The sequence below is a fragment of the Aneurinibacillus migulanus genome (assembly GCF_001274715.1).
Classification (GTDB): Bacteria; Bacillota; Bacilli; order Aneurinibacillales; family Aneurinibacillaceae; genus Aneurinibacillus; species Aneurinibacillus migulanus.
Window position 1 is genome coordinate 19315 of sequence record NZ_LGUG01000004.1, and the last position, 24421, is coordinate 43735.

The following is a 24421-nucleotide window of genomic DNA, read 5'->3' on the forward strand; positions in this document are numbered from 1 at the left end:
GCTTCAGGAGACAAGCAAGTTCGCCTACAAAAGGGACAAAGAAGCTGTATCTTCGAAGGGTTGTGGGCAAATGCGCGCTTGCTTGTCTCCCTCCGCTGGAAGATTGCGTAAAAGCGTTCCGTTGCCCATCCCTTCTCTCATCCCACCAAACTTTGTATGTGTATACTAGTCAAGCACAGAGTTTGATGTAGACCCAAAAAAAATAAACAGAAGCAATAAAAGGGAGCCGAGGCTCCCTTTTATTGCGTTACAGAGCCTGTTTTTGTGATATATTGGAATCCATAAACAGGGAAATTCAGTATCTATATAAATTACACTTGATATTTTGACAGGGTAGCGTGGTTGGAAGTAGGCGATTCAGAAAAAGAAGAGGTTGGATNAGTAGGCGATTCAAGAAGAGGTTGGATGCGCCCTGCGCTCCAGCAGAAGAAAGGCAAACATGTCTTTTTCCAACCTCTGATTTTTTCCTTCTTTTCTTACCTCTCACCACAAGAATTTGTTGATTTATCAAATCAGATGTATATAGAAAGGAGGAAATGGACTGATTTCTTCGTTGTTAAATGCTTTTCGGTTGCTGCTGGCCCGTATTTATTTTCGGGAGATCCGTATATATGGACAGGAGAATCTTCCTGCTTCTGGAATGACGCTGTTTGTTAGTAACCATCGGAATGGAGCGATTGATGGATACGTGTTGTTGAAGATGCTGCCTGCATGTCGTGCGATTGTTGGCCGAAACCTAACAGGCTCTTGGTTTTTGCGACTTTTTTTCGGTGGACAAATCGAGGTGTATCGCAAGGCAGAGAATACGGAGCAAAAAGTATGGAATCGCGAGAGGCTACAAGAAGCCGCCCTGGCGATGCGCCAGGGTCGGCCGGTACTTATTTTTCCTGAAGGTACGAGTGAGCTGGGACCGCATCTGCTTCCTGTTAAGAAGGGAGCGGCCTTTATTTGTCATACGCTGCTTCAAGAGGCGGGGGATGCAGAGATGTTGTCGATCGTTCCTCTTGGCTTGCATTATGAGGAAGGCTGGCGTTTTCGCAGTGCGGCGGAAATCCATATTGGTCCGCCGATGCATGTTACTAGAGCGTCGACACGTAATCTGGCGGCTTTGACAGAAACGATGCGGCAAAGCCTGATGAATGTGAGCGAGAATTTTGCCGATGAAGAGGAGCAACGTCAAGGTGAATCATTCGCTTCCATGCTTCGATATCACGGAGTAAGCAGGAAGTCACATCTGACTTTTTGCCGTATGTGGGCAGAGGGGCTCGTATCGGAGAAGAGGCGCGAACGCTTTCTTCACCTCTATCGTCATGAGGACTTGCTGCGTTATCAGAATACTCCTCTGGTGGCTCAGGGGGGAGCGTGGAAATACACTGCTGCGTACTATATGCTACTCCCGATATTCTTACTTGCATATGTCCTGAATCTGCTTCCGTTGCTTGGTGCATATATAGCTGCAAGGAAGATGGCGGACGACACGAACGTTGTTGCGCTATGGCGGATTCTAGTGGGTACCCCGCTTTTCGCGATTCAATGCTTCCTATACATAGTGTTGGGTCTGATTTTTTGCCCACTGCCTGTTCTTGGTTGGTTGCTTGTGATGTATGTAATTATAACAGGCGCCGGGCTTTGTCTATTGGATGTCTGGCGTCGTATCGGTGTCCGGGGACGTAACGGAACGAGTGCCAGGCACCATGAGATTCTTTCATTTTGTAAGGAGTTTATGGAATGAGAATAACGATGAACCATTTCGCACCTTTTTATTTTCGGCGGGTGTTACTTCATGAATATTTCATGAGTCTGTTGTTCCTGCAGATTCTCGTACGGCTTGCTTTCAACGCTTATTTCGGAAAGTGGTTTGTGCTGTATGCTATTGTGTTGGGAGTCTATTGGTTTCTGATTTATTATGGACAGCGAACGCTTGCTCCAGTGGCCAACCGAATTCGACTTCTGTGGAACGTGATTATGATGAACTTTGCGTTTACTAGCATTAAAGAAATTATACCGATCTGGGGCATGGACCCGGCAGATGGTATGCTAGCTAGTATCGATCGCATGCTTGTAGGCGGAGACTTAAGCTTGCTGTTGCAGAAATGGTATAGCGCACCGCTTACTGAAGTGATGAGCATTGGCTACCTTTCTTTTCTGGTAGCATTGTTTACTACCTTTATCGTTTACGGCTTCTGGGCTTCCCTTGATAAGCTTGCGCTATTTTGCGCCGGGATTTTTACATTGTATGGCATCGGAATTACCGGTTATACGCTCATTCCTGGCGAGGGGCCGTTTGTCCACTTCGCGACTTCCTACACGAAAGAGCTAACTGGCTATTTCTTTACAGGATGGAATGCCGAAATTGTTAAAGCGGGCTCAGCTAAGTATGACGTTTTTCCAAGCCTACATGTTGGCGTCGGTCTATTCCTGCTTATGTTTTATTATGCACATAACCGACGTGTCTTCTATTTGTACCTTGTTCCGTTTGTGTTTATTGTGCTGTCTACCTTGTATTTGCGTTACCATTATTTTATAGACTTGGTAGTCGGTGCGTTTTTCAGTGTATTCTCCTATCATATTGCGAAGGCATTGTACAAAAAAGAAATAGAAGGGATGGGAAGATATGACTTACATTACCGGATTTGACCGTATGCTGAGCATAGAGGAGGATGGGGGGAAGGGCCATCACCTTAAACAATTGACGTCCTTCGGCTTCAATGTACCGGAAGGCATCGTTGTCGGCGCTCATTTCTACCGTGAATATTATGCGAAGCCGCCTGTATTTACATATGAAGATGAAGCGGCGCTGGCAAGCCAATGCGAGGAGATGGCAGAGAAAGTACGGATGACACCGTTGCCTGGGGCCTTCACTCGGGAATTGGAGGAACACTTGAAACGTTTCCCGGCTGGAGGACGGTATGCTGTGCGCTCTTCTTCTACGTATGAAGATTTGGCGGGTGCGGCGTTTGCCGGGCAGCACGATACGTTTCTTAACATAGCGCCGGATAAGATAGCGGAAAAGGTACAGGCATGCTTCGCTTCCCTCTGGCAGAAGCATGCTGTGTTGTATCGCCGTTATCAGGGATTTGAACAAGATGGTGCATCTATGGCTGTCGTTATTCAACGCATGATTGAAGCTGAAGTAGCTGGTGTAGCCTTCTCCGTCGATCCTGTGAGCGGCAATCTGGATTATGTACTGATTGAAGGGAATTACGGGGTAGGAGAATCAGTCGTAGGCGGGGAAGCTGTGACTGATTCATGGATTGTCGACGCTGTGAAGGGTGAGATTGTCGAACGCCGGATAAGCGAGAAAGAATATTATGTTGTGCCAGTCGAAGGCGGGGTGCAGACACGTCCCCTGCCTCCTGAGTACCGGGCAACCCCCTGCCTCTCTGATGAACGAATTCTTGAAATCGCCCGTATAACAAAAAAAATAGAAGGTGAGTTTCAGTCTCCGCAAGATGTGGAGTGGGCGTATGCCGATAGCAAACTGTATATTTTGCAATCCCGGCCACAGACGACGATTCCGCCCCGTTTCACACGGGATGAGTCTGCTGAACGATTCCCTGAACCGCTCACACCATTGACATGGTCTTATGTGGAAGATGCGTTCAATGCTTCACTGGAGCATTCCCTTCGCCTGATGAATGTTCATCTGCCGACAAGGCCTTGGTTCGCTTTACGTAATTGCTATGTGTATGGTAACCAGAATGCCGTCAAATTGCTTGCTATGAACAAGCCTATCCAGTTACGGACGGTTGATTCTCTTGTTGACGAGCTGACATTCATCGAAGAGAAATTCCGCTGGGTAATGGAGCTGCCGAATACATGGACACGAGATCTGGATACATATCTTATCCGTATAGGAAAGCTTAGTGCTGCTTCGTTCCAGGGATTTACCGCTATTGATTTTCAGCGGCATTTTAAGGAGCTATTCGGTATAGCCAGGGCGTATTTTCTTCCAAATATTGCGATTTCGATGACGCAGGGATTCCTGACACGAACATTGCTTGAGTATATTGCGGCGGTAAAAGGGGACATATACGAAGCGCAGACAGTGCTAAAGCAGATTATTACCGCTTCTGGTACGAAAACCGGACAGATTAACCGGGAGTTGTATGAATTGGCGAAGAGGGTAAAACAGTCGCCAGAATTGCTGTCCCTGCTCGCAGGAGGGGGAGAACAGGCGCTTATCGGACTGGAGCGTTTTCCAGAATTCGATAAGGCATTCCGCACGTTTATTGATAACTATGGCCATCGAGAGATTAGCTTTGATTATTATAAGCCGACATGGGCGGAAGCTCCCGAGGTTGTATTGGATTTAATTTATTTGGCTGCCACGTCACGTAAGCGGGAAAATGCCGGGAAGAAGGAGCAGGTAGGCAAGATGGCGAGCCTGAAGGCGACTCAGGAGCTGTTGGCTCAGTCACCGAAACCATTGCGTTATTTCGTAAATGAGCTGGTTCGTCTAACGCTCACTTATACGTACATTGACGACCTGGAACACTTCCAGACTACGCGGGTGAATTTACTGGCACGCAAGGCCGTTGGTGCGCTTGGAAGCCGATTGGTGGAAGCCGGGCAATTGGCTGATGCTTACGATTTGTTCTTCCTAGTGAAAGAAGAACTGGAATCCATCGACTCATTCGAATTGTCCATCGAATTACAGGAAAAAATAGCGCTTCGTAAGGAGGCGTATTTACGGGCGTGCGATCAGGAACCTGTATGGGATTTAACAAAAGAAGCGGAAGCATCGGATGTAGAAAAGAATGCGGAGGAAGATGATGCATTGCTGCGTGGTGTTCCGGGTAGCCCGGGAGAATGCGAAGGAGAAATCTACATTGTACGCGGTCCGGAAGATTTCGCTAAGATGCCGGACCAGTCTATTCTTGTAGCACGCACGACGAATCCAGCCTGGACACCGTTGTTTTACAAAGCGAAGGCATTGATCACGGAGTCCGGTGGACCGCTTTCTCATGGGGCCGTTACGGCACGGGAAGTCGGCATTCCAGCCGTTATGTGCATTCGTGGTGCGCTTACAAAATTTGTGAACGGCGAGCGCATTCGTCTGGACGGCAAGAAGGGAGTTGTCCAAAAGCTTGGCGTCCAGACGCAGGCCCCTATGTCTTAACGAAATTCGATCTCATCCCGTTCCGCGTTGTATGTGACAGTTAGTTCGGAATTATCGAGATACCAGACATCTTCTTTTTCGATGAAGAATGTTATGCCATCTTCTTCGGTCGAGACGCCGATTTCTTTCGGCTGTTCCTTAGCAATACCAAGTGAAAAACCGCTTTGTACTGTACTGCAGCCACCCATCCGGGCAAAGAAGCGGACGGCGTCTCCTTGTTTGATATCCATCTCTTTACGGAACCATTGTATGGCCGCAGGGTCAATTGTAAGTTTCATTCGTATGCCTCCTTATCGCTTGCGGCAATCTTACCTTATTGTATCATACCAAGGGTGTTGATTATCCAGTACTGTTCAGAATAATAACCATCACACCGTGCCTTAAACGAGCGTCGGTTTGTCTCCTGCACCGAAGCGTGTACAGAGCGCTTCTTGCCTTGACCAAGCGGGGCAGTAAAACATCTGGGTAGAAGCAAAGAAACCGATCGGCCAGATTTGCCATGCCGGATGGGTATTAATATCAGCAAAAGTGCTACAAGGCAAAAAGGTCACTAGCACGCCAGGCATTCGCGATGATATGGAGAACGCTGGTGCGGAATGGTTGGATGAGCCGGTCGTAGTAGACGGGCATCTCGTTTCCAGTCGTCGGCCGCCGGACTTACCCGAATATGTAAAAGTATTTGCCGATGTGTTGGCAGAGAACCAATCGTAAACGAAAAGACGAGGGAGAGCATTGATATGCTTCCTCGTTTTTTTTATCCAAAGTTGTTTCAATGTAAATAATTAAGGGTAATACATATTGGTTAAAAACATAGATACGGTGTAAAAAAGGTCCTGGGAGAAAAAACAAAACAAGAGGAGAGAACAAATGAAAGACCATAAGCGTGTCACTCTCGCCACGAGCGAAAATACAGAAAAATTTATTCAAGAGTATTTGCCAAAGATTATTGCCCGTTTAAAAAAGGAAGGGAAGCTTCCTGATATAGAACGCGAAAAACCGGTCAAATGATGACCGGTTTTACTTTTTAATTAGTCCTTTTTCTGTTTCCAAAAAGTTCTCTTTAATAAATGCTTCGATATAATTCTTCGTGAAATAAGGAAGCAAGGTATCATATATCTTTTTCTTGGTAGTAGGTCCGACCAGTTTAGGTTGGGCAAGCGCATTTTTCTTTGCAAGAGCAGCCTGTTCTTGCAAAGACTGACTGGTTTCTGTGGACGCCTCCGCAACGGTGGTGAAAGTGGCGGAAAGCAGCAGTACGAGACAACCCGACAATATCCGTCTTCTTATTCTTTTCATAATCCTGTAATGAACAATTCCTTCCTGCTAGTTTTTGAAGCGCATCAAGCAACAAATCCTGCAGATTATCGTCATTCGCGCTATATTACTTTTTATTTAAGTATATTCTACTAGATTCAACAAGATATGTCAGGACCTATTTGCCCCGGCACTTTGTTCCAGTGGCAAAGGACCGCTACCGGAAGGGCTTGTTATACGTGTAGAGATATAGACGCCGAGCACTACGAATATTCCACCAGCCGCTTGATACCATGTCAGCCGTTCATCAATGAAAAGAATAGCAAATACGGATGCGAAGACTGGAATTAAATTAAGAAAGATGCCCGCTTTACCCGGGCCTACCTGCGATACGGCCGAGTTCCAGGAGATAAAGGCTACAATGGAAGCGAATATCCCTGTATACAATACAGTCAATAAAGAACCAAACGACCATGTAATCGGAACGTGAGTAATGAACGCCTCGTAAATAAAGAAAGGAAACAGGATGCCAATACCGATAATGATACATATAAGAAAAGTGCTGTAGCCGGGTAAGATACCGGTATACCGCTTGACAAGAACAGAATAAATACTCCAGCAAATCAGGGCGGCAATCACAAGCAAATCGCCGATATTGAAAGAGAAGGCAAACAGTGTTGCAAGCGAGCCTTTAGATAGAATGAATAACACCCCGGCGAGTGATAAAATAATCCCGACCGTCTGATTTTTGTTTAAACGCTCACGCAGCATAAAAAAAGAAAGGATACAAATGACGATCGGTGTAGACGAGTTGACGAGTGAAGCATTAATCGATGTTGTATAATGCAGTGCAATATACAATAATGTGTTAAATCCCGCCACACCAGTCAATGCCATGAAAATCACAGTAGGCATGTGCTTACGCACGATAGGCCATTCTTTGCGCACATTCGGCCAGGCGAACGGAAGGAATACTAGAAGAGCGGTACACCAGCGTAGAAATGAGAGTGTGTATGGAGGCAAGCTTTCCGCAATAGCCCGTCCAATCACAAAGTTTCCACCCCATAATAGATTGGCCAGCACAAGCAGCGCATAAGGAGAAACACGCGTCATGATAGCTGTTCACCACTTTTCGACGTTTCTTTCTAGTATATACTAGTTTTCTGTTCTTTCGTAACGAAGAAGTGGTTAAGAAGAGGGCGCAAAGTGGTAGGTAAATGATTGATCGGTTAATACGTCAAAGGAAAATCCCTGCTTGCGCAGCCCTTCAATGATAGCAGGGAGCGCCTCTACAGTTGTGGTCTTTACTTGTGAATCATGCAGTAAGATAATGGTTTTTTGTTTGTTTTTACTGCCTTGCAGAACAGATTGGATAATGATATCCCGTGACTGAGTGACACGTTCAGCATCTCTGGAATCGACATTCCAGTCGAAGTAGCGATAGCCTTCCCTGGTCATTTGCTGTATAAGAGTATGCATTAAGTTTTTTCCCCCATACTTACGGCTTATATGGTTGTTGGAACCGCCCGGAAAGCGGATAATATTTGGCTTCTGTCCTGTCAATTGATAGACAAGCTCACGAATTTGATTGAAGTCTTGATGGAAAGCGGTAGGCGAGACGTAGATTGTGCGGTATTCGTGTGAATAAGAATGAAGACCGATAGCGTGTCCTTCTGCCACGATACGTTTATACATGTGCTTACCGCGTTCCGATTGGTTGCCTATTACAAAGAATGTAGCTTTAATTTTGTAATGATCCAATATGGAAAGAATAGCAGATGTATTGGAGGAAGGACCGTCATCGAACGTTAAGTAAGCCACTTTTTTATTTGGACTTTGCTGTGATGTTTTTTTCATATTTTGTTTTATTTTTTTTAATTCACCGGCAAGTTTTTTATTAGCTGCCTGAAGTTCTTTTTTTTCTTGTTGTATTTTCTCCAGGTGACGTGCGGTATTCCGGTACGTGTATGCCTGGAGAGAAGTGTAGATAATAAACAGGATAAAAAAGATAATACTAACCGTAACCGCGCCTTTAATCGTTCTCGCCCCCAGTATAAGATTCAGTATTATAGATATGTATGACAGGCAACGAGCGATCATGACGGGGGCGCTGCAAGGTTTGACAACAGGGAGTAAAAAACGTAACATTCAACCTATGTATTTATTGATGAGGAGCAGAAGAGATGCTGCGGAAGAATATATACAAATTATCGCCTATTCAAATCATTGTTAGCGCGTATTTTATTGCCATTGTCGTTGTTACAGGGCTATTGATGCTGCCGATAAGCCTGAAACCGGGAGTTAGCCTTTCGTTTGTGGATGCGTTGTTTACCGCCACCAGTGCGGTGAGTGTGACCGGATTGACAACCGTGAGTACTCCAGAGACATTTAGTACGTTTGGTTCAGTAGTGCTGATTAGCGCTTTTCAATTGGGTGGTATCGGCGTAATGACTTTGGGTACGTTTATCTGGATTTTATTCGGCACACCGATCGGACTATCTCAGCGCCGGTTGATTATGGTGGATCAGAACCGTTATAATCTTTCCGGCCTGGTCCAACTTATGAAATTAGTCCTTGGTATGGCGTTATTGTTTGAGGCGGTTGGAGCTGTTATCTTTGGGCTTTATTTTTATTTTGCTGGGTATTATGACTCGCTTGCTACTTCTTTTTATTATGGGATTTTTCACTCGATTTCTACATATACCAATGCTGGATTTGATTTGTTCGGCAATTCGCTTCTCGATTTTGCAGACGATTATTTTGTTATTAGTTTGACAGCTATCCTTATTATTCTCGGTGCGATTGGTTTTCCGGTACTTGTGGAACTAAGAGAATATTTCTTTGGCGGACACAAAAGATTCCGCTTCTCGTTATATACGAAGGTTACGACTTTTACCTTCGGAATCTTGCTTGTGCTTGGAACTATCGGTGTGTGGGTAGTGGAAGACTCGCGTTATTTGGCCGGTATGACCTGGCATGAGAAGTTTTTCTATTCGATGTTTTTGTCCGTTACAGCACGTAGTGCGGGCCTGGTGACAGTGGACCCTTCCGATTTAAGCGTAACGAGTCAGTTTTTTACCTCGATTCTTATGTTCATCGGGGCTAGTCCATCTAGTGTAGGCGGAGGCATACGTACTACGACACTGGCGGTTATGATTCTGACGATTATTACTTTTGCCAGGGGGCGTAATGAGGTCCGCATCTTCGGTCGTTCATTACGGCAGGATGATATTAACAAAAGTTTTGTGTTTTTTTCCACAGCCTCCATTCTGGTGATAAGCGGCATCTTGATTTTAGAGATGGTAGATGGGCATAGATTCTCGCTATCTGCTATTATCTTTAACATCTGTTCCGCATTCGGCACGTGTGGCATGTCTATAGGAGCGATAAGTGAATCTACTCCTGTAAGCAAGATGGTGCTAGTGCTATTGATGTATATCGGACGTATTGGTATGATGCCATTCTTGTCCATTTTTATCTCTGGAAAGGCAAAGGCCGATATCCATTATCCGGAAGAAAAAATTATTATCGGCTAAATTTCGTAGGGCAATGGGCGCTTATATAGCGCTCTTTTTTCTTACTTAATTACTAAAAAAGGTAAATATAGTAACTTTCTCTTGCGTATATCCGTATAACGAGGAAAATAAAGAGAGAGAAAGGAGCGAAATTTGGTGAATCGGCTCGAATATCGTCGATTGGACGAAGGAAATGGATTTCCTGTTCTGTATTATTACGATTTCATCGATAAAGATGAAGTTGCATTGCGCTTTGCCTGTGACTATTTTGTAAAAGACGGACTTGTGTATGAAAAAACGTCCTGTGCAATTGAAACTTCCTGCTATGTCATCTATGTACAGGTAGCAGAAGATGAAAGGGTACTTGAGTCGGCAAAGCCGGTAGCTCGTCAGAAACCTGGAATTATGATGGAAGTGCGTGAGTTCAAAGAAGATACGGCCCATTATCCTGTCGTATGCACATACACGTTCCAAGACGATGACGACGCAATCCTGTATTTGCAGAGCCAATTCCTATACCTGTATGGCCGGGAATGGGAGAAAACGTCGACTGAAATCGACGAGGATCGAGGCGTGTACGTTTATTATGCGCAGCCGACTGCTTGAAGGGAGGAGTGGGAATGAACGAGACGATGGGGAAGAGGGGCCGGACAAAAAAATTATTGAGCCTGTTTATGGCAACAGCCCTTGTGACAGCGACTGCCGGATGTTCGTCAGACGATAAGTGCTACGACCAGGATAATGATGGATATTGTGACGATGATGGAAGTGCGCATAGTGGTTCCTATACGAGTGGAAATGGCGGCAAGAAGCTATTCCAGCGAAAGAACGGGATTTCCAGCGCCTCTAAAGGCTCAAAGGGCGGCATAGGCAGCTCAGGTTGGAGCAGTAGTTAACGTGCGGCATGCTATGGAGTACGAGAAGCGCCGGGCCGAACTGTATGGCCCGCTTCGCGAAGAAGGCATATTTACCTGGGATTGGATGTATGGAGAGGAGTATGCGCTGGCTGATATCTATCAGATTACGGCACGAGAACGCGAGGAATTAGCGAAAGCGACCGAGTGCTTAGGCCGCGTATTCGCCCGGACAGCGTCGATAGTATGTCAGGGAAGTTCGGAGCTGTTGGCGGAACTGGGAATACCCAAGGAAGCATGGCAAGCGATCAGGGGAACCGTATGGGAAGAGGTGCCTACCGTTATAGGTCGGTTTGACTTTGCCCAGACACCAGAGGGCTGGAAGATGCTTGAGCTGAATAGTGATACGCCTACTGGCATTGTTGAGGCGTTTTATGTAAATGAGCGGGCATGCAGGTTCTTTGGAATGAAGAATCCGAATGAAGGCATGGAGCAGGACTTGACCGGAGCATTTCAGAACGCGGTAGCCAGATATCAGAAGCTGGGTTATTCGACAGATAGCATTGTATTTAGTGCCTTGGATTGGCATGAAGAAGATGCGGGGACGACGAAGTATCTGCTCAGGCAGTCGGGTCTTGAGGCATCATTCGTCGCGTTAAAAGACTTACGTGTATACGATGACAGGCTATGCATGCTGACAGCGGATGGACAACATCGGACGATTGATGTACTATATCGGTTGCATGCGCTGGAGAAGCTGGCCGAAGAGAGAGATGCAGATGGATATCCAACTGGCGCCCATGTGCTTGATATTATTGCTCGCCGCAGACTTGCAGTAATTAATCCACCATCCGCATTTGTTGCCCAGACAAAAGCCCTACAAGGGCTTATCTGGAATTTGTATGAAGCTGGAGAGTTCTTTACAGAGGAAGAGCGGGAGACAATCGGTCGGTATATGTTGCCGACATATTTTGAGAACCGCTTTGCAGGGAACGCGCCCTACGCTGTGAAGCCGATTTTCGGAAGGGAAGGCGGAGGCGTAACCTTATATGACGTACATAATCGAATCATAGAAAAGGACACAGAAGAATTCTATTGGGATCAGCCAATGATATATCAGCGGTTTGCCGAACTTTCTTCTATTACGGTTAAGACGATGAAAGGAGCGTATAAAGGGAGCTTGCTCTGGGGTTCCTTTATCATCGATGGCTGCGCATCCGCGATTGTAGCGAGAGCAGGCGGGAAAATTACGGGGAATCTCTCTTACTATGTGCCCACCGGACTTATATAAAGTAAAACTTCCATATGTAAAGTAAATATAGAAAGGAGATGCAAGATGGCGTCACAATGGGATAATATTTTGAATTTCCTACTTTATCTGGCTGTTACGCTGCCGTTGCTTGGTTTCGGGATGCTGGTGTTTCTTTTTACGACTCCGTATAAAGAGTATGCCCTTATCCAGGAGGGCGCTGATACGAGTGACCCGCAGAAGCAATGCGCCGCAAAAGCCGCCGCACATGACTTGGGCGGAAAAATCATCGGGCTTTCCATCGTTCTTGCGTCGGCGATTTATCATTCCGTCAATCTTCTTGACCTTGTTATCTGGGGCGTAGTCGCCACTGTATTTCAAGTATTGGTATTTTATTTATTTGAACTTATCACACCGTTTCGCGTTATATCAGAGATACCAAAAGGGAATGTAGCTGTAGGTCTTTTTGCATCCCGCTTAAGTATTGCTACTGGCCTATTGATGGCCGCGCTCATTAGTTATTAAAATCATTCTATTGTCTGCCAGGAGAGGAGAGAGAAAAAACTACCGTGTTTATTACCATCCGTGACATCAGCAAAAGATATGGTTCAAAAAGCGTACTGCATAATGTGAATCTGGAAATTGCGCAAGGTGAAATGTTCGGTGTCGGAGGAGAAAACGGTGCAGGAAAATCTACACTGCTCTCCATTATTGCCTCGGTTATAAAACCGAGCAGTGGCGAAGTTCTCATAGATGGTGTATCCGTACAGCGGGGTGGAGCCGCAATCAGGAAGCAAATCGGCTACGTTCCACAGGAACTGGCGCTCTATCCATCCTTGCGAGGCATTGATAATCTCGCTTTTTGGGGTAAGTTGTATGGTCTAAGGGGCAAAGAACTGGCGTTACGGATGGATGAGATCATTGATATTATCGATTTGCGCGATAGAATCAAAGAGCGCGTCGATGCCTATTCCGGAGGGATGAAGCGTAGACTGAACCTCGGAGTGGCGCTGTTGCATAAGCCTAAACTATTGATCCTCGACGAGCCGACGGCAGGAGTAGATGTTCGCTCCAGACGACACATTATTGAAACATTAAAAGAAATGAGTAAACACGGGTGTACCATTCTCTATACGAGTCACCACCTTGAAGAAATGGAGGCGTGTGACCGGATTGGAGTTTTAAAAGGCGGCGAAATTCTCGCCGTCGGTATAGCACAAGAGGTTAAACATCATTTGAAAGGGGAAAATTTACATGGTATCGAAAGGTAAAATGCCTATTATCCTAGCAGTGATTGCAGTGCTAGTAATAGGTGGCGGACTTTATACCGCTTATGCGTTTTTTGACGTGTTCAAAAGTAACAAGACAATCTATCTCGAGGCAGAAGCGCAAGAGATGCAGAATTTTTCTAAAGTTATGGAGGAGTACGAGAAGAGCTATAATGAGTATGCTCAACCATACCTTGAAGGCGGCGTAGAACAAAAGATGGAGATTTCCAATCTGGTGCTCGATATGCCGACAACAGATCCACAGATGGCAAAAGTAATGGAAATATTGAAAGATGCCAAACTGGTTACTGAAGCGAAAGTTGATGACAAGAACAATAAAAATTACTCTAAAATCGATTTGAACATCAAAAACAATAATATAGTTGGTGCAGAACTCTTTTATGACGCTGAAAAAGTAGGGTTCGGAGTCCCGGTTATATACAACAAATACGGTTATTTCAATTGGAAAGATAGAGGGGTTATGGAGCAAAGATACGGCCTAACAGGTTTGCCGAAGCGTGTTCCTAGCTCAAAGGACTATATGGAACTGGTAAAAGTGCCACGTGAAGAATTGCGCCCGATTATCGCGGAGTATGCAAAGCTGTATGCAGATAGTATTCAGGATAAGCAAATAATTGTGAACAAAAAAGCGACCTTCGAAGAGCAGGGTGTAAAGCTGGCTGCTAAAGAAATCACAGTGACATTTACTCCGGAAGAACATAAGCAGTTGCTGAAGAAAATCGTCGATAAAATTTCCAAAGACACAAAATTGCAAGACCTTCTCTATCCACGCTATGAAAAGTTAGCTGAAATGTCGGCAACAGGTACTCCTCAAGATATGCCAAAGCTGACAAAAGAAGAGTTCAAGAAAAAATTTACTAAGTTTAAAGAGGACGCTGATCGTTCAATCGACAAAGGCGAAGTCGGAGAAGGCATGAAAATGGTCATCTATGCCGATAAAAAACATAACATTCTAAGCAGAACGATTGAGACAACAGATAAGAAAACCGGAGAAAAAGCTGTTTTCAAGCTTGCAAGCTTCCAGGATAAAGAAAATAAAGATCATGTTGTATTCGATGTAACGACAGACAAATCCGGCGATACAGGCAAAGTTAGCATTGTCTATGTGAACAAGAAGGAAGGCGAAAATCAAAAAGGAAGTGTGAAGCTCAGCACTACTGATAAAATAGGTGAAACTACAAAAAGCGACTTCACCGCAGACGCCGCCTTTACTATAACGAAAGAAGGCAACAAACAGAACCAGGATGTAAAAGTGGATTTCAAAGACAACCAGCAGGCCCAAGCAACACCGTTCACGTTGACCTGGAAAGGTACGGTTACGGATAACGATAAAGACAAAGCTCGTACATCTGATTATAAAATCGAGTTCACAGGACCGCAAAATGATCCATCTATGCCAAAGAAAATCGCGTTTACTATGAAGTCTGATGAAAAATTCAATGTAGCGAATGTAAAGCTGCCAGAATTGAACGCACAAAATAGTATTAACATGGCAACGGTAACGGATCAGGAGTTAATGCAAGTCCAGCAGGAAATTCAAAATGGCGGTATGCAGTTCATGATGAAGAATATGCAATTGTTCCAGCAGTTAGGCCTTATTCCTGCCGATGCTGGTCCGATGATGCAGTAACATAGAGTAAAGCGTACAGGAAAAGGAAGGGGTCATTCAGGCCCCTTCCTATCATTGTATAAATAGTAAAGCCCGAAGTGACACCAAGCGGCCGTTTGGCTTCTTTGAGGAAAAAGGACGAGAGGCAACACTCGCAAGTTTTTCTTTCGATCGTCCACAAAATAGATATAGGGTGATTTGCGTGCGATTACTAACCTTGATTGGGAAAGAGCTCACGCTATATCGGCGGGATGGAAAAGCGATTGTCCTTCTTCTAGTAATGCCGATTTTTTTTATTTGGTTGTTCGCACAGGTGCTGTCTCCGCATCTGTTCACAAGCCGTTACAGCCAGGCATTTGAAATCGCATTTGCGGATGAGGACAAGACTTTTAATACGCAGATGATTAGCCGTCAGCTTGAAGAGTTGGATTATATGAAGGGTTTTATTACCGTACATAAAACGAACGAAGCCGAGGCCATAGAAATGCTGAAAGCCAACCGGATTGCGGGCGCGATTATCATTCCAAAGGGGTTTACCGCCAGCCTGTACAGCGGTGATAATTACCCGGTCACCTTTATTGGTAATCGGACGCAGAAAGAGCAAGCCGATCAAATTAAAAATCAGCTTATCAGCGCGATGAATGATTTGTCGGCGGGCCAGAGTGGCGTAAAAGCAGTATGGCATACGGTAAGGGACGGTGGTGCAACACCGCAGCAGTTGGACCATGTTATGAAGGACAGCGTGATGAATTTTATGATGCAAGCACTTGGCCGAAACGAAATCTATGAAAAAGTTACGCTTACATCGATGCCTCAGGTCCGTTTTCCAGAGTATTTTACATCCGCGCTTGCGATCGTATTTGTGAGTTTTCTGGGCATTCGGGGTAGTCGTTCCCTGGCTGAAGAACAGGAATTGGGCATGCTGAGCCGGTTCCGCGCGGCACCGTTCGGTATGTGGCAGATATTTTCCGGGAAATTTCTCGGTATGTTTCTTCTGTTGTGGGTGCAGACTGCTCTGCTTGTCATAGGGGCAAGCCTGTTGTTTGGTAACTATCTGGGAGCACAGGCAGGTTCATTTTTGCTGTTATTTACGGCAATTGCCTTCACGGTTGCCGCCTGGTCATTTTTGCTGGCCGTTCTCGGCTTATTCTCTAAAGGAACAGAACTTCTAGGCTATATCGGTACGTTTTTACTTGCTATCATTGGAGGCAACATTTATCCGCTGTTCTCCCTTTCGGATAGTCTGCAGACAGCGAGCGAATTTACATTCACACGATGGGCCATGCAGGGGTTGCTGAAACTTTTCTCTGGCGACGTGTCGCTTTCGGTATGGCCGGAGGCGAACATGCTGCTTATGATAGGTGGCGTGTTGCTGGTAGTCTCCTGTGCGCTCCTGCCGCTTGCGAGGAGGAAATAGATGTACGCAATACTACAAGTGCTCAAACTCAGGCTGCAGCTGATTTTGAAGGATCGGATGTTTTTGCTGCTGCTTCTCCTGTTTCCGTTCGTCTTCGTATTTATCTTGAATGCGACTCAAAGTTTTCAAAAGCAGCCGATTATTCCGGTGGCGGTAGCGGATGAAGACAGAAGTGATTATTCGAAGCTGGTCATAGATCGCTTTGCGACTAAAGAAGGTATTCGCGTACTCCGAGTTGGTCGAGATGAAGCATATCGACTAACGGAGAATTATAAGGTGGAAGCGGCATTTGTTATTAAAGAAGGTTTCAAAGATGCGATTATGAACGAGGATACGGACAAGACAGTGGAAATGCTGAAAAATCCGGGCTCGTTATCGTATGGAATTCTTGGTGAGATGCTTGGCAGCGAAGTAATGCGGCTCTCTGCAAATACGGGGGCAGCCAACAAGACGGAGCAACTCTACCAATTGTATGGATTGACGCCACCTACGTCCGGTTCGTTATGGGAGCGGGTGTGGAACTATGCCGACTCTCAGTGGGAGCCGAAACCTCTGATGACAATCGATTACAAAGAAATGTCAGGTAACGATGTACAGGCGGTAAACAGGGTGACAAATGTATCCAATGCGGCATTGACTGGTATAGGTATGCTACTGGTCTTCGTATTGCTTTTTGTCACGCTCCACAGCCGCTGGCTGCTGGAGGAACGGGATAATGGAACGCTAAAGCGGATTATGTCTGCACCGGGAATACTGTGGAGGTTCTATGTGGGCAACATCGCTGCACTTGGCCTTCTTTCCTTGTTCTTAATAAGTGTTTGTGCTGTCCTGGCCCGAGTTCTGTTCGGCGCTTCACTTGTATTTCATCCATTGCAGTATGTGTTGCTTGGCGCCTATACGTATGCTGTGATTGGACTGGGTATGTTCTTCTCGGCGATATTCAAGACGAGCAGACAGCTAGAGACAGGTGCCCCGCTGCTGGCGCTGTTAACCGGCTTTGTTGGAGGATGTTTTTGGCCATTCCTGCCGCTTACAGGGCTCTCTGAAACGCTGGCTTTATGTACACCGCAGGGCTGGACGCTTGCGGGAATGAAGCTGCTTATATCAAATGATTACGAGTCGATGGACGTATTACGAATCGTACTTATTCTCGCCGGCTTCGGAACTGTATTGTTTGCGTATAGCTTCTATCGAATTCGTAGACAGGCAGTTTCTTAACTATATACATCTGATTTGATACATCGACAAATTTTTATGGTGGGAGATAAGAAAAGAAGGAAGGGCGGTGGGTGGGAGCGGTCGGAAAAAGACACGTTGGCCCTTCTTCTGCCGGATCGCAGGGCGTATCCAACCTCTTCTTTTTTCCAAATATACCCTTTCCAACCACATTCCATAGCATTTCGATTTTACTATATCTAAAAAAACGTCCCGACGCATGTTCGCATGCGTGCGGGACGTTTTTTGTTTCTTAATGGATGAGAAAGCGACATCTACTTTCTTCCGAACGCGTGGAACAGCGGATGAAAAAGACCGACAACTGTCTCCTTTATCCAAGATGCCCAGATGTTTTGTCGGTCCCCCTAAAGTGACACAAAGCGACCGCTTAGCTTTCTGTAACAGTTGTTGTCGATGCGTACTTGGCATATACTTCCGGACGACGGTCTTTTGCGGGAAAGACCTGGCCTCGTTCACGGTTTTCCTTAAGCATTTCCATATCGATTTTCCCGGTAGCAATCATACTTTCGTTCGTCTCGCCTAGCGCGAGTATACCATCGGCCGGGAAAGGATAATCACACGGTGCGAAAATGCCTGCCTGACAATAACCAGAATCGATTTGTGGAATATGAGGCATATAGCCCACAAGACCACTCAATGCCACGAATATTTGGTTTTCGATAGCACGGGCCTGCGAGCAGAGTCGTACTCGATAGTAGCCGTGTGCCTCGTCCGTAAACGATGGACAGAGGATGATATCTGCACCCATGTCTGCCAATGCACGGGCACTTTCTGGAAATTCGATATCATAGCAAGTAAGAATGCCGACACGTCCTATCGCTGTATCGTAAACAGAGAAACCGTTGCCCGGCTTCAAATTCCAACGGGCACGTTCTTCCGGAGTTAAATGCACTTTATTTTGCTGGACATAGCGTCCGTCCGGGAAGAAGAGAAACGCTGCATTGACGAAGCTGTCTCCTTCTTTCGTTATATGTGTTCCTCCCAGAATCGTAATGCCTGTTTCTTTACTGAACTGCTGGAAGGTTGTAATGTATTCATTCGTAAATGAATCAATGAATTGGCAGGCTTCGTAATGGTTTAAGACAGGAGAGAGCGCAAGCAATGTGCCGGTTAAATATTCCGGAAAAACAACCAGCTTACTTCCATCATTGATTGCCTGCTGTAGGTGTTCCGCTACCTGTCGCCAGAATTCCTCTTTGGAATTCAAAGGTCCGATAGCGTATTGTACAACCGAAATGGCTGAAATCGTCAATTCTATCAACTCCTATCCTGTCATATTATAAATGTTAGGATTTCTCCACTCTACCAGAACGGCTTTATGGAGCGATTCCTCATCCTCCACATAATTATCCAGAATCTGAAGCGGCATGAGTCCTTGCTTTATCATAAACGAAAGTACCATATCATATATTTCTCCGTTTGTCACGCGTCGCACATATTCTTCGACACTGATTTTGTCTATATGCAGGTGAAGTCCAGGGATACGGCACCCTGCGAGAAAACGTACAAGACCTGAACGTACTACGAGCTGTTTGCGTGCTTCGTATAGAGCCTTTGCTATACCTTTACCACGAAATGAGGGGCGTACACATACATCGATGCCATACAAGCTATCCCCATGCGGATTGTGGGTTCGCTGAATGTAACCGCCATCTGTGACTTCTTCCCATGTATGGGGTTTTCCGTCATAGCGGACAATAAGCGACGTGGCTGAGCCAACAACTTTACCTTTATATTCCGCAAGCATTGCCCCTGCGGGAAACGTTTCTGTGTGTGCGGTAATTTGATCGCGGTTCCACCATAATTGTTCCGGAAACGGTGGGGGAAATGCCTCACGTTGTACATCGAGCAGCTCATCAAAATCAGCCAGTGTATAAGGACGAACTGTAATGGTCATCGTGTTTCTCCTCGCTCTCCCTCTTCGTGTCTACCCGGACGTTTTGCAGTCCCGTCTGGCCAAGGCAAAAAGCAACCCTCTACACCTCAGTGTGGGAGACGAACCGACGTCCGTTTGCAACATAGTGTGGTAGCTATTCACTCTTGATCGTACTGGATAATCAACACCCTTGCGATAGTAATATTGTATACGTTTTCACCTTTCCAACAACTGTATATGCAGAAATTTTACCATAACGCTTGTTTTTTTATTCAGATAATTTTATGATAACAGATAAATAATCAAATTCGGAATTGTAGTTCCGAATTTCGGAACGGAGGAGTGCGGTGAGCGGTAATAAGACTGTAGTTAAATCACTTGAAATTCTGCAGCTTTTCTATGCTCATGAGCGTTTAACGCTTCAAGAGATGGTTGATTTGCTTACTTTGCCCAAAACATCGTTGCATCGCCAAGTGAAAGCGCTTGAAGAAATGGGTTTTTTAACGAGGGATGCTGATGGAAAGTATGCGCTGGGCCTGATTTTTCTGGAGCTTGGGCAGCTGGTAGCGGAGCGCCTCGATATTCGTCGCATTGCTTTTCCTTATATGTGTCGTCTGCGCGATGAGGTGAAAGAGGCGGTCAATCTCATCGTCCGCGAAGGTGACGAGGCGATTTATATTGAGAAGGTCGATACGCAAAATCCAGTTCGCCTGTATACGAGGGTGGGGCGGCGTTCGCCTCTGTATGCAGGAGCCTGTTCACGCATCTTGCTTGCGTTTATGTCACCGGAAGAAGCGGAAAACTATATTTCTCGAACGGATTTGAAAGCGATAGCCTCAGGTACGATTACTGACCGGAATGAATTGCGAGAGGTGGTAGCACGTGCACGGATGCACGGCTACTCGGTTAGCTATTCGGAGCTGGAAGACCATTCAGCGGCAGTGGCAGCTCCGATTTTTAATCATAGAGGACAGGCAGTCGCCGGTCTAAGTATGGCCGGTCTGGAAGCTCATTACGAAGATGAGAATTTGACCTTACTCATCCAGAAAATAAAGCAGACGGCTGGGGAAATTTCCCGGCAGCTCGGCTATAAACAACAGGCGAGGTGAAATGCAATGAAAATATACCCATTGGGTGATGCTGCGGCGGTAATCGAATTGGGAGGGGAGATTTCCGAGGCTGTCCACCGTAAAGTGAAAGCATTGTCCATACAGCTGGAAGCGCAACCAATTCCCGGCATGATAGAATATGTTCCGGCTTTTACAACGGTAACAGTGTTCTATGATCCGTACCGGGTGCTTAGAGAAATGGGTGTACAGCTGTCTGAAGCAGGGATGTCGGGGCTTGTCTCCCCTTATCGCAAGGTACATGACATGCTGGAACGAATGGTTGCGGAAATAGGGGACGAAGCGGAAATTGCAGCACGTGTAATTGAAATTCCAGTTTGTTATGGAGAAGAATTCGGTCCTGATCTCGAATTCGTGGCTAATCACAATGGGCTGACGCCTGAAGAAGTTATCCGTATTCACAGCTCTGCCGAATATCTGGTGTATATGGTTGGCTTTGCACCGGGTTTTCCCTATCTTGGGGGCATGCCAGAGGCGATTGCGGCGCCACGGCGTCCTTCTCCTAGATTAGCGATTCCGGCTGGTTCGGTCGGAATCGCGGGAAAGCAGACTGGTGTATATCCGATTGAAACACCGGGTGGATGGCAGATTATCGGCCGGACCCCGATTGAGCTGTTCATACCGGATAGTAACCCGCCGACGATTCTTGCTTCCGGGGATCGGATTTGTTTCCGGGCCATTTCCCGGCAAGAATATATGGAGAGGAAGGAGGGGGGCAGATAGATGGGAATAAAGGTACTACGTGCCGGACTACAGACAACGGTTCAGGATTTGGGACGATATGGTTTTCAACAGCATGGTGTCATTGTCAGTGGTGCGATGGATACGTTTGCATTGCGAATGGCTAACTTGCTGGTTGGTAATAACGAAGGCGAAGCTGCGTTAGAGATTACATTGATGGGTCCGAGGCTAGAGTTTGAACAGGATGTGCTCATTGCGATTTGCGGCGCTGACCTTTCAGCAAAGGTAGATGGCGTTCCAGCCCGGCAATGGTGCCCGGTATATATAAAGAAAGGTAGCGTTTTGTCTTTTGGTGGCTGCGTGTTCGGTTGTCGTGCATATTTGGCGGTAGCGGGCGGTTTTGCCGTCAAGGAAGTATTAAACAGCCGCAGTACATATTTACGTGCAGGGATCGGTGGTTATCTTGGACGGGCCTTGCAAGAAGGAGATGTGCTAACGGTTGGCTCTCCTGCCGAATGGAGCGACCGGGAAATGCGAAAGTTGGCCGAACAGAGCGCAGGGATGACCGCGTTAGGCTGGGGGATCAGTGTCGACCTATTCCCGAGTTATGGAACGAATCCGACAATCCGTGTATTAAGAGGTGCACAGTTTAACCATTTTGCGCAAGAAAGCCGGGATGCATTCCTCGCTTCACCATTCAAGGTGTTGCCGCAGTCGGACAGAATGGGCTACCGTCTGAAAGGACCCAAGCTGGAACTCTCAGAGCCGCTAGAGATGATCTCCGAAGCAGTGGCGTCGGGTACGGTGCAGGTACCGCCGGAAGGCCAGCCGATTGTGTTGTTGGCGGACCGTCAGACTGCAGGCGGTTATCCGAAAATCGCCCAGATTATTTCTGTTGATCTTCCGGTTATTGCCCAGGCGAAGCCGGGGGAGAGCCTTCGTTTTCAGGTCGTTTCGCTTGAGGAAGCTGAGGCACTCTATGTGGCACGAGAGATGCAAATCGAACAGGTGAGACAGGCAATTGCTTTACGATATCGATAAAGTAAAACTTCCAGGGGAATGTATCTCCTACGTAGTGTACTTGAAGGGGAGATAATTGCCCATTGGAGTAGGATAAAGGAGGAAAAACATGTATCGAGTAGATATTAACTGTGATATGGGAGAAAGCTTTGGCGCGTATCGGATGGGAGAAGATGAAGCGATTCTATCATTCATCACTTCTGCTAATATCGCTTGCGGGTTCCATGCTGGAGGCCCGGCCGTTATGCGTAGGACAGTGAATATGGCACTTGAGAAAGGTGTAGCGATGGGAGCGCATCCTGGCCTGCCTGACCTTGAAGGATTCGGTCGACGGAACATGGATATTACGCCACAGGAAGCGTATGACATGGTCGTATACCAAGTAGGGGCTTTATATGGGTTCGTGAAAGCATCGGGAGGGCAATTGCAGCACGTCAAACCGCATGGTGCTTTATACAATATGGCTGCAAAAAGTTCGGCCTTATCGGAAGCGATTGCTGAAGCGGTGTACAAGGTAGACCCGGAGCTTATCCTATTCGGGCTCTCAGGTAGCGAACTGGTCAAAGCTGGGCAGCGTATCGGTCTACGGACAGCGAATGAAGTGTTTGCGGATCGAACCTACCAGGCAGATGGTACGTTGACTTCGCGCCGAGAGCCGAATGCGCTAATTACAGATACAGAAGAGGCCGTCGGACAGGTTATTCGTATGGTGAAAGAGAAAAAGGTGCATACCATGCAAAAGCAAGATATTAACATTCAAGCGGATACGGTCTGCATTCATGGGGATGGCGCACATGCGCTCGAATTCGCCAGGACCATTCGTGAACTGTTGGGACAGGCTGACGTATCGGTCCGTGCCATCGGAGAAAAATAAGAGAAAGCTTACATCATCTTATGCATGCCGAGATATCAGATGTAATTCGCATCCATGTGATGTTTCGGCATGAAATGCAGCACGATATAAGGGGGATTCACTATGAACAAACAGGGAAACAGAAGCGTATTGCTCGGTGCTGCCTTTCTTATGGCGACATCGGCGATTGGGCCAGGATTCCTAACGCAGACGACAGTATTTACTAGCCAGTTGGCAGCAAGCTTTGGATTTGTCATTCTGATGTCTATTATCCTGGACATCGGAGCACAGATGAACATCTGGCGTATCATCGCCGTATCAGGAAAGCGGGCGCAGGATATCGCCAACATGGTGCTGCCGGGTCTCGGCTATTTTCTCGCTTTTCTGATTGTCATTGGAGGTCTTGCGTTCAATATCGGGAACGTCGGCGGTGCGGGACTTGGCATGAATGTCATGTTCGGTATGACACCGGAGATGGGAGCACTCATTAGTGGAATTATCGCTATTGCGATTTTCATCATTAAAGAAGCGGGCAAGGCGATGGATCGTTTTACCCAAGTAGCTGGATTCGTTATGATTGGACTTACGGTTTATGTTGCAGTTACTTCCCAGCCTCCGATAGGTGAAGCGGTGGTTAGAACGTTTGTACCGGAGCAGATTAACATGATGGCTATCGTTACGCTCGTTGGTGGAACAGTAGGCGGTTATATCACCTTTGCTGGTGGACACCGTTTGTTAGATGCTGGAATCAAGGGCAAAGAGGCATTACCTCAAGTAACAAAAGGAGCTGTCTCGGCTATCGGTATCGCTTCGATTATGCGAATTGTATTGTTTTTGGCGGCGCTCGGCATCGTGGCTCAGGGGCTAACGCTTGACCCGGCGAACCCTCCTGCATCGGTGTTTCAGCTGGCTGCCGGCAACATCGGCTACAAAATTTTCGGTATCGTAATGTGGGCTGCCGCGATTACTTCAGTCGTCGGAGCGGCGTATACGTCCGTTTCGTTTATCCGAACATTCAGCCCTTCATTGGAGAAATATCACCGTGGCATTATTATCGGATTTATAGCGCTTTCTACGCTTGTCTTTACTCTTATTGGTAAACCGGTCAAAATTCTTGTTCTTGTTGGAGCATTGAATGGCTTGATTCTGCCGATTTCTCTTGGTGTTATTCTTATCGCCGCATATAAAACAAAAATCGTTGGCGACTATAAGCACCCACTCTGGCTGACGATATTTGGGGCAATTATTGTGGTCACGATGGCCATTATGGGTGGAATGACCATGTTTACAGAGCTTCCAAAGCTGTTTGCTTAATGAAT

The 24421-nt window shown here is 46.4% G+C and carries 25 protein-coding genes and 1 pseudogene; 20 read left to right on the forward strand and 6 right to left on the reverse strand.

Translation table 11 applies throughout. The features are described 5' to 3' along the window. Positions 1–553 precede the first annotated feature (553 nt). Genes AF333_RS01765 through AF333_RS01775 form a run of 3 tightly spaced genes read left to right on the forward strand, consistent with a single transcriptional unit; the run spans position 554 to position 5122 of the window. The gene (locus AF333_RS01765; protein WP_043066455.1) at positions 554–1732 is read left to right on the forward strand and encodes a 1-acyl-sn-glycerol-3-phosphate acyltransferase; all 1179 of its coding nucleotides are present in this window, start codon (positions 554–556) and stop codon (positions 1730–1732) included. Next, on the forward strand, positions 1729–2637 hold the full coding sequence (locus AF333_RS01770; protein WP_043066456.1) for a phosphatase PAP2 family protein: 909 nt from the start codon (positions 1729–1731) through the stop codon (positions 2635–2637). Before AF333_RS01765 ends, AF333_RS01770 begins: the two co-directional genes overlap by 4 nt. Beyond that, positions 2615–5122 carry a PEP/pyruvate-binding domain-containing protein gene (locus AF333_RS01775; protein ID WP_043066457.1) on the forward strand — a complete coding sequence of 836 codons (2508 nt, stop codon included), beginning with the start codon at positions 2615–2617 and terminating at the stop codon, positions 5120–5122. The genes AF333_RS01770 and AF333_RS01775 overlap by 23 nt, the downstream gene beginning before the upstream one ends. Here AF333_RS01775 and AF333_RS01780 read toward each other — a convergent pair. Further along, entirely contained in the window at positions 5119–5400 is a 282-nt protein-coding gene (locus tag AF333_RS01780) for a HesB/YadR/YfhF family protein (RefSeq protein ID WP_043066458.1), read from the reverse strand. The genes AF333_RS01775 and AF333_RS01780 overlap by 4 nt on opposite strands. A 190-nt stretch (positions 5401–5590) precedes the next feature. On the opposite strand from AF333_RS01780, the pseudogene AF333_RS01785 reads away from it, so the two are divergent. Together AF333_RS01785 and AF333_RS33355 are read left to right on the forward strand one after the other, a co-directional pair. Next, positions 5591–5833, forward strand: a pseudogene (locus tag AF333_RS01785) (DJ-1/PfpI family protein); the annotation flags it as partial. Between the two features lie 156 nt (positions 5834–5989). After that, the gene (locus tag AF333_RS33355; protein ID WP_158502445.1) at positions 5990–6130 is read left to right on the forward strand and encodes a hypothetical protein; all 141 of its coding nucleotides are present in this window, start codon (positions 5990–5992) and stop codon (positions 6128–6130) included. Between the two features lie 9 nt (positions 6131–6139). Here AF333_RS33355 and AF333_RS01790 read toward each other — a convergent pair whose 3' ends face one another. The 3 genes from AF333_RS01790 to AF333_RS01800 form a co-directional block, all read right to left on the reverse strand. Next, entirely contained in the window at positions 6140–6418 is a 279-nt protein-coding gene (locus AF333_RS01790) for a DUF3993 domain-containing protein (protein WP_139189167.1), read from the reverse strand. A 129-nt stretch (positions 6419–6547) separates the two neighbouring features. Next, positions 6548–7489 (reverse strand): DMT family transporter, encoded by a 942-nt coding sequence (locus tag AF333_RS01795; protein WP_043066460.1) that lies wholly within the window; start codon positions 7487–7489, stop codon positions 6548–6550. A gap of 75 nt (positions 7490–7564) precedes the next feature. Next, positions 7565–8524 carry a polysaccharide deacetylase family protein gene (locus AF333_RS01800; protein ID WP_080787759.1) on the reverse strand — a complete coding sequence of 320 codons (960 nt, stop codon included), beginning with the start codon at positions 8522–8524 and terminating at the stop codon, positions 7565–7567. Between the two features lie 35 nt (positions 8525–8559). Between AF333_RS01800 and AF333_RS01805 the strand changes: the two genes are divergently transcribed. The 10 genes from AF333_RS01805 to AF333_RS34485 all read left to right on the forward strand — a co-directional run bounded on the left by AF333_RS01805 (position 8560) and on the right by AF333_RS34485 (position 17728). After that, the gene (locus tag AF333_RS01805) at positions 8560–9912 is read left to right on the forward strand and encodes a TrkH family potassium uptake protein (RefSeq protein WP_043066461.1); all 1353 of its coding nucleotides are present in this window, start codon (positions 8560–8562) and stop codon (positions 9910–9912) included. 135 nt (positions 9913–10047) lie between these two features. Next, a complete protein-coding gene (locus AF333_RS01810; protein ID WP_043066462.1) occupies positions 10048–10497 on the forward strand; it encodes a hypothetical protein in 450 nt (149 codons plus the stop codon). A gap of 14 nt (positions 10498–10511) precedes the next feature. Further along, positions 10512–10787, forward strand: a complete 276-nt coding sequence (locus tag AF333_RS01815; protein ID WP_235356060.1) for a hypothetical protein — start codon at positions 10512–10514, stop codon at positions 10785–10787. A gap of 13 nt (positions 10788–10800) precedes the next feature. Then, positions 10801–12036, forward strand: a complete 1236-nt coding sequence (locus tag AF333_RS01820) for a glutathionylspermidine synthase family protein (protein WP_043066528.1) — start codon at positions 10801–10803, stop codon at positions 12034–12036. Between the two features lie 45 nt (positions 12037–12081). After that, positions 12082–12519, forward strand: coding sequence for a DUF350 domain-containing protein (locus AF333_RS01825; RefSeq protein WP_043066463.1), 438 nt, complete (start codon positions 12082–12084; stop codon positions 12517–12519). 44 nt (positions 12520–12563) lie between these two features. Continuing rightward, the gene (locus AF333_RS01830; RefSeq protein WP_052520747.1) at positions 12564–13265 is read left to right on the forward strand and encodes an ABC transporter ATP-binding protein; all 702 of its coding nucleotides are present in this window, start codon (positions 12564–12566) and stop codon (positions 13263–13265) included. After that, the gene (locus AF333_RS01835) at positions 13249–14913 is read left to right on the forward strand and encodes a DUF6583 family protein (protein WP_043066464.1); all 1665 of its coding nucleotides are present in this window, start codon (positions 13249–13251) and stop codon (positions 14911–14913) included. The genes AF333_RS01830 and AF333_RS01835 overlap by 17 nt, the downstream gene beginning before the upstream one ends. 181 nt (positions 14914–15094) lie before the next feature. Continuing rightward, positions 15095–16309 carry an ABC transporter permease gene (locus AF333_RS01840; protein WP_043066465.1) on the forward strand — a complete coding sequence of 405 codons (1215 nt, stop codon included), beginning with the start codon at positions 15095–15097 and terminating at the stop codon, positions 16307–16309. After that, on the forward strand, positions 16310–17527 hold the full coding sequence (locus AF333_RS01845) for an ABC transporter permease (protein ID WP_043066466.1): 1218 nt from the start codon (positions 16310–16312) through the stop codon (positions 17525–17527). A gap of 15 nt (positions 17528–17542) precedes the next feature. Continuing rightward, the gene (locus AF333_RS34485) at positions 17543–17728 is read left to right on the forward strand and encodes a hypothetical protein (protein WP_235495937.1); all 186 of its coding nucleotides are present in this window, start codon (positions 17543–17545) and stop codon (positions 17726–17728) included. Positions 17729–17912: 184 nt separating this feature from the next. On the opposite strand, the gene AF333_RS01850 is transcribed toward AF333_RS34485, so the two are convergent. Together AF333_RS01850 and AF333_RS01855 are read right to left on the reverse strand one after the other, a co-directional pair. Further along, complete coding sequence (locus AF333_RS01850) at positions 17913–18797, reverse strand: carbon-nitrogen hydrolase family protein (RefSeq protein WP_052812117.1); 885 nt, start codon at positions 18795–18797, stop codon at positions 17913–17915. A 12-nt stretch (positions 18798–18809) separates the two neighbouring features. Next, on the reverse strand, positions 18810–19442 hold the full coding sequence (locus tag AF333_RS01855) for a GNAT family N-acetyltransferase (protein ID WP_043066467.1): 633 nt from the start codon (positions 19440–19442) through the stop codon (positions 18810–18812). 326 nt (positions 19443–19768) lie between these two features. On the opposite strand from AF333_RS01855, the gene AF333_RS01860 reads away from it, so the two are divergent. From AF333_RS01860 to AF333_RS01880, 5 genes are all read left to right on the forward strand, one after another. After that, the gene (locus AF333_RS01860) at positions 19769–20530 is read left to right on the forward strand and encodes an IclR family transcriptional regulator (protein ID WP_043066468.1); all 762 of its coding nucleotides are present in this window, start codon (positions 19769–19771) and stop codon (positions 20528–20530) included. A gap of 6 nt (positions 20531–20536) precedes the next feature. After that, on the forward strand, positions 20537–21271 hold the full coding sequence (gene pxpB / locus AF333_RS01865; protein WP_043066469.1) for a 5-oxoprolinase subunit PxpB: 735 nt from the start codon (positions 20537–20539) through the stop codon (positions 21269–21271). Then, positions 21272–22270, forward strand: a complete 999-nt coding sequence (locus AF333_RS01870) for a 5-oxoprolinase subunit C family protein (protein WP_043066470.1) — start codon at positions 21272–21274, stop codon at positions 22268–22270. A gap of 88 nt (positions 22271–22358) precedes the next feature. Next, entirely contained in the window at positions 22359–23123 is a 765-nt protein-coding gene (locus AF333_RS01875) for a LamB/YcsF family protein (RefSeq protein WP_043066471.1), read from the forward strand. A gap of 102 nt (positions 23124–23225) precedes the next feature. Continuing rightward, entirely contained in the window at positions 23226–24416 is a 1191-nt protein-coding gene (locus tag AF333_RS01880; RefSeq protein WP_043066472.1) for an NRAMP family divalent metal transporter, read from the forward strand. Positions 24417–24421 lie beyond the last annotated feature (5 nt).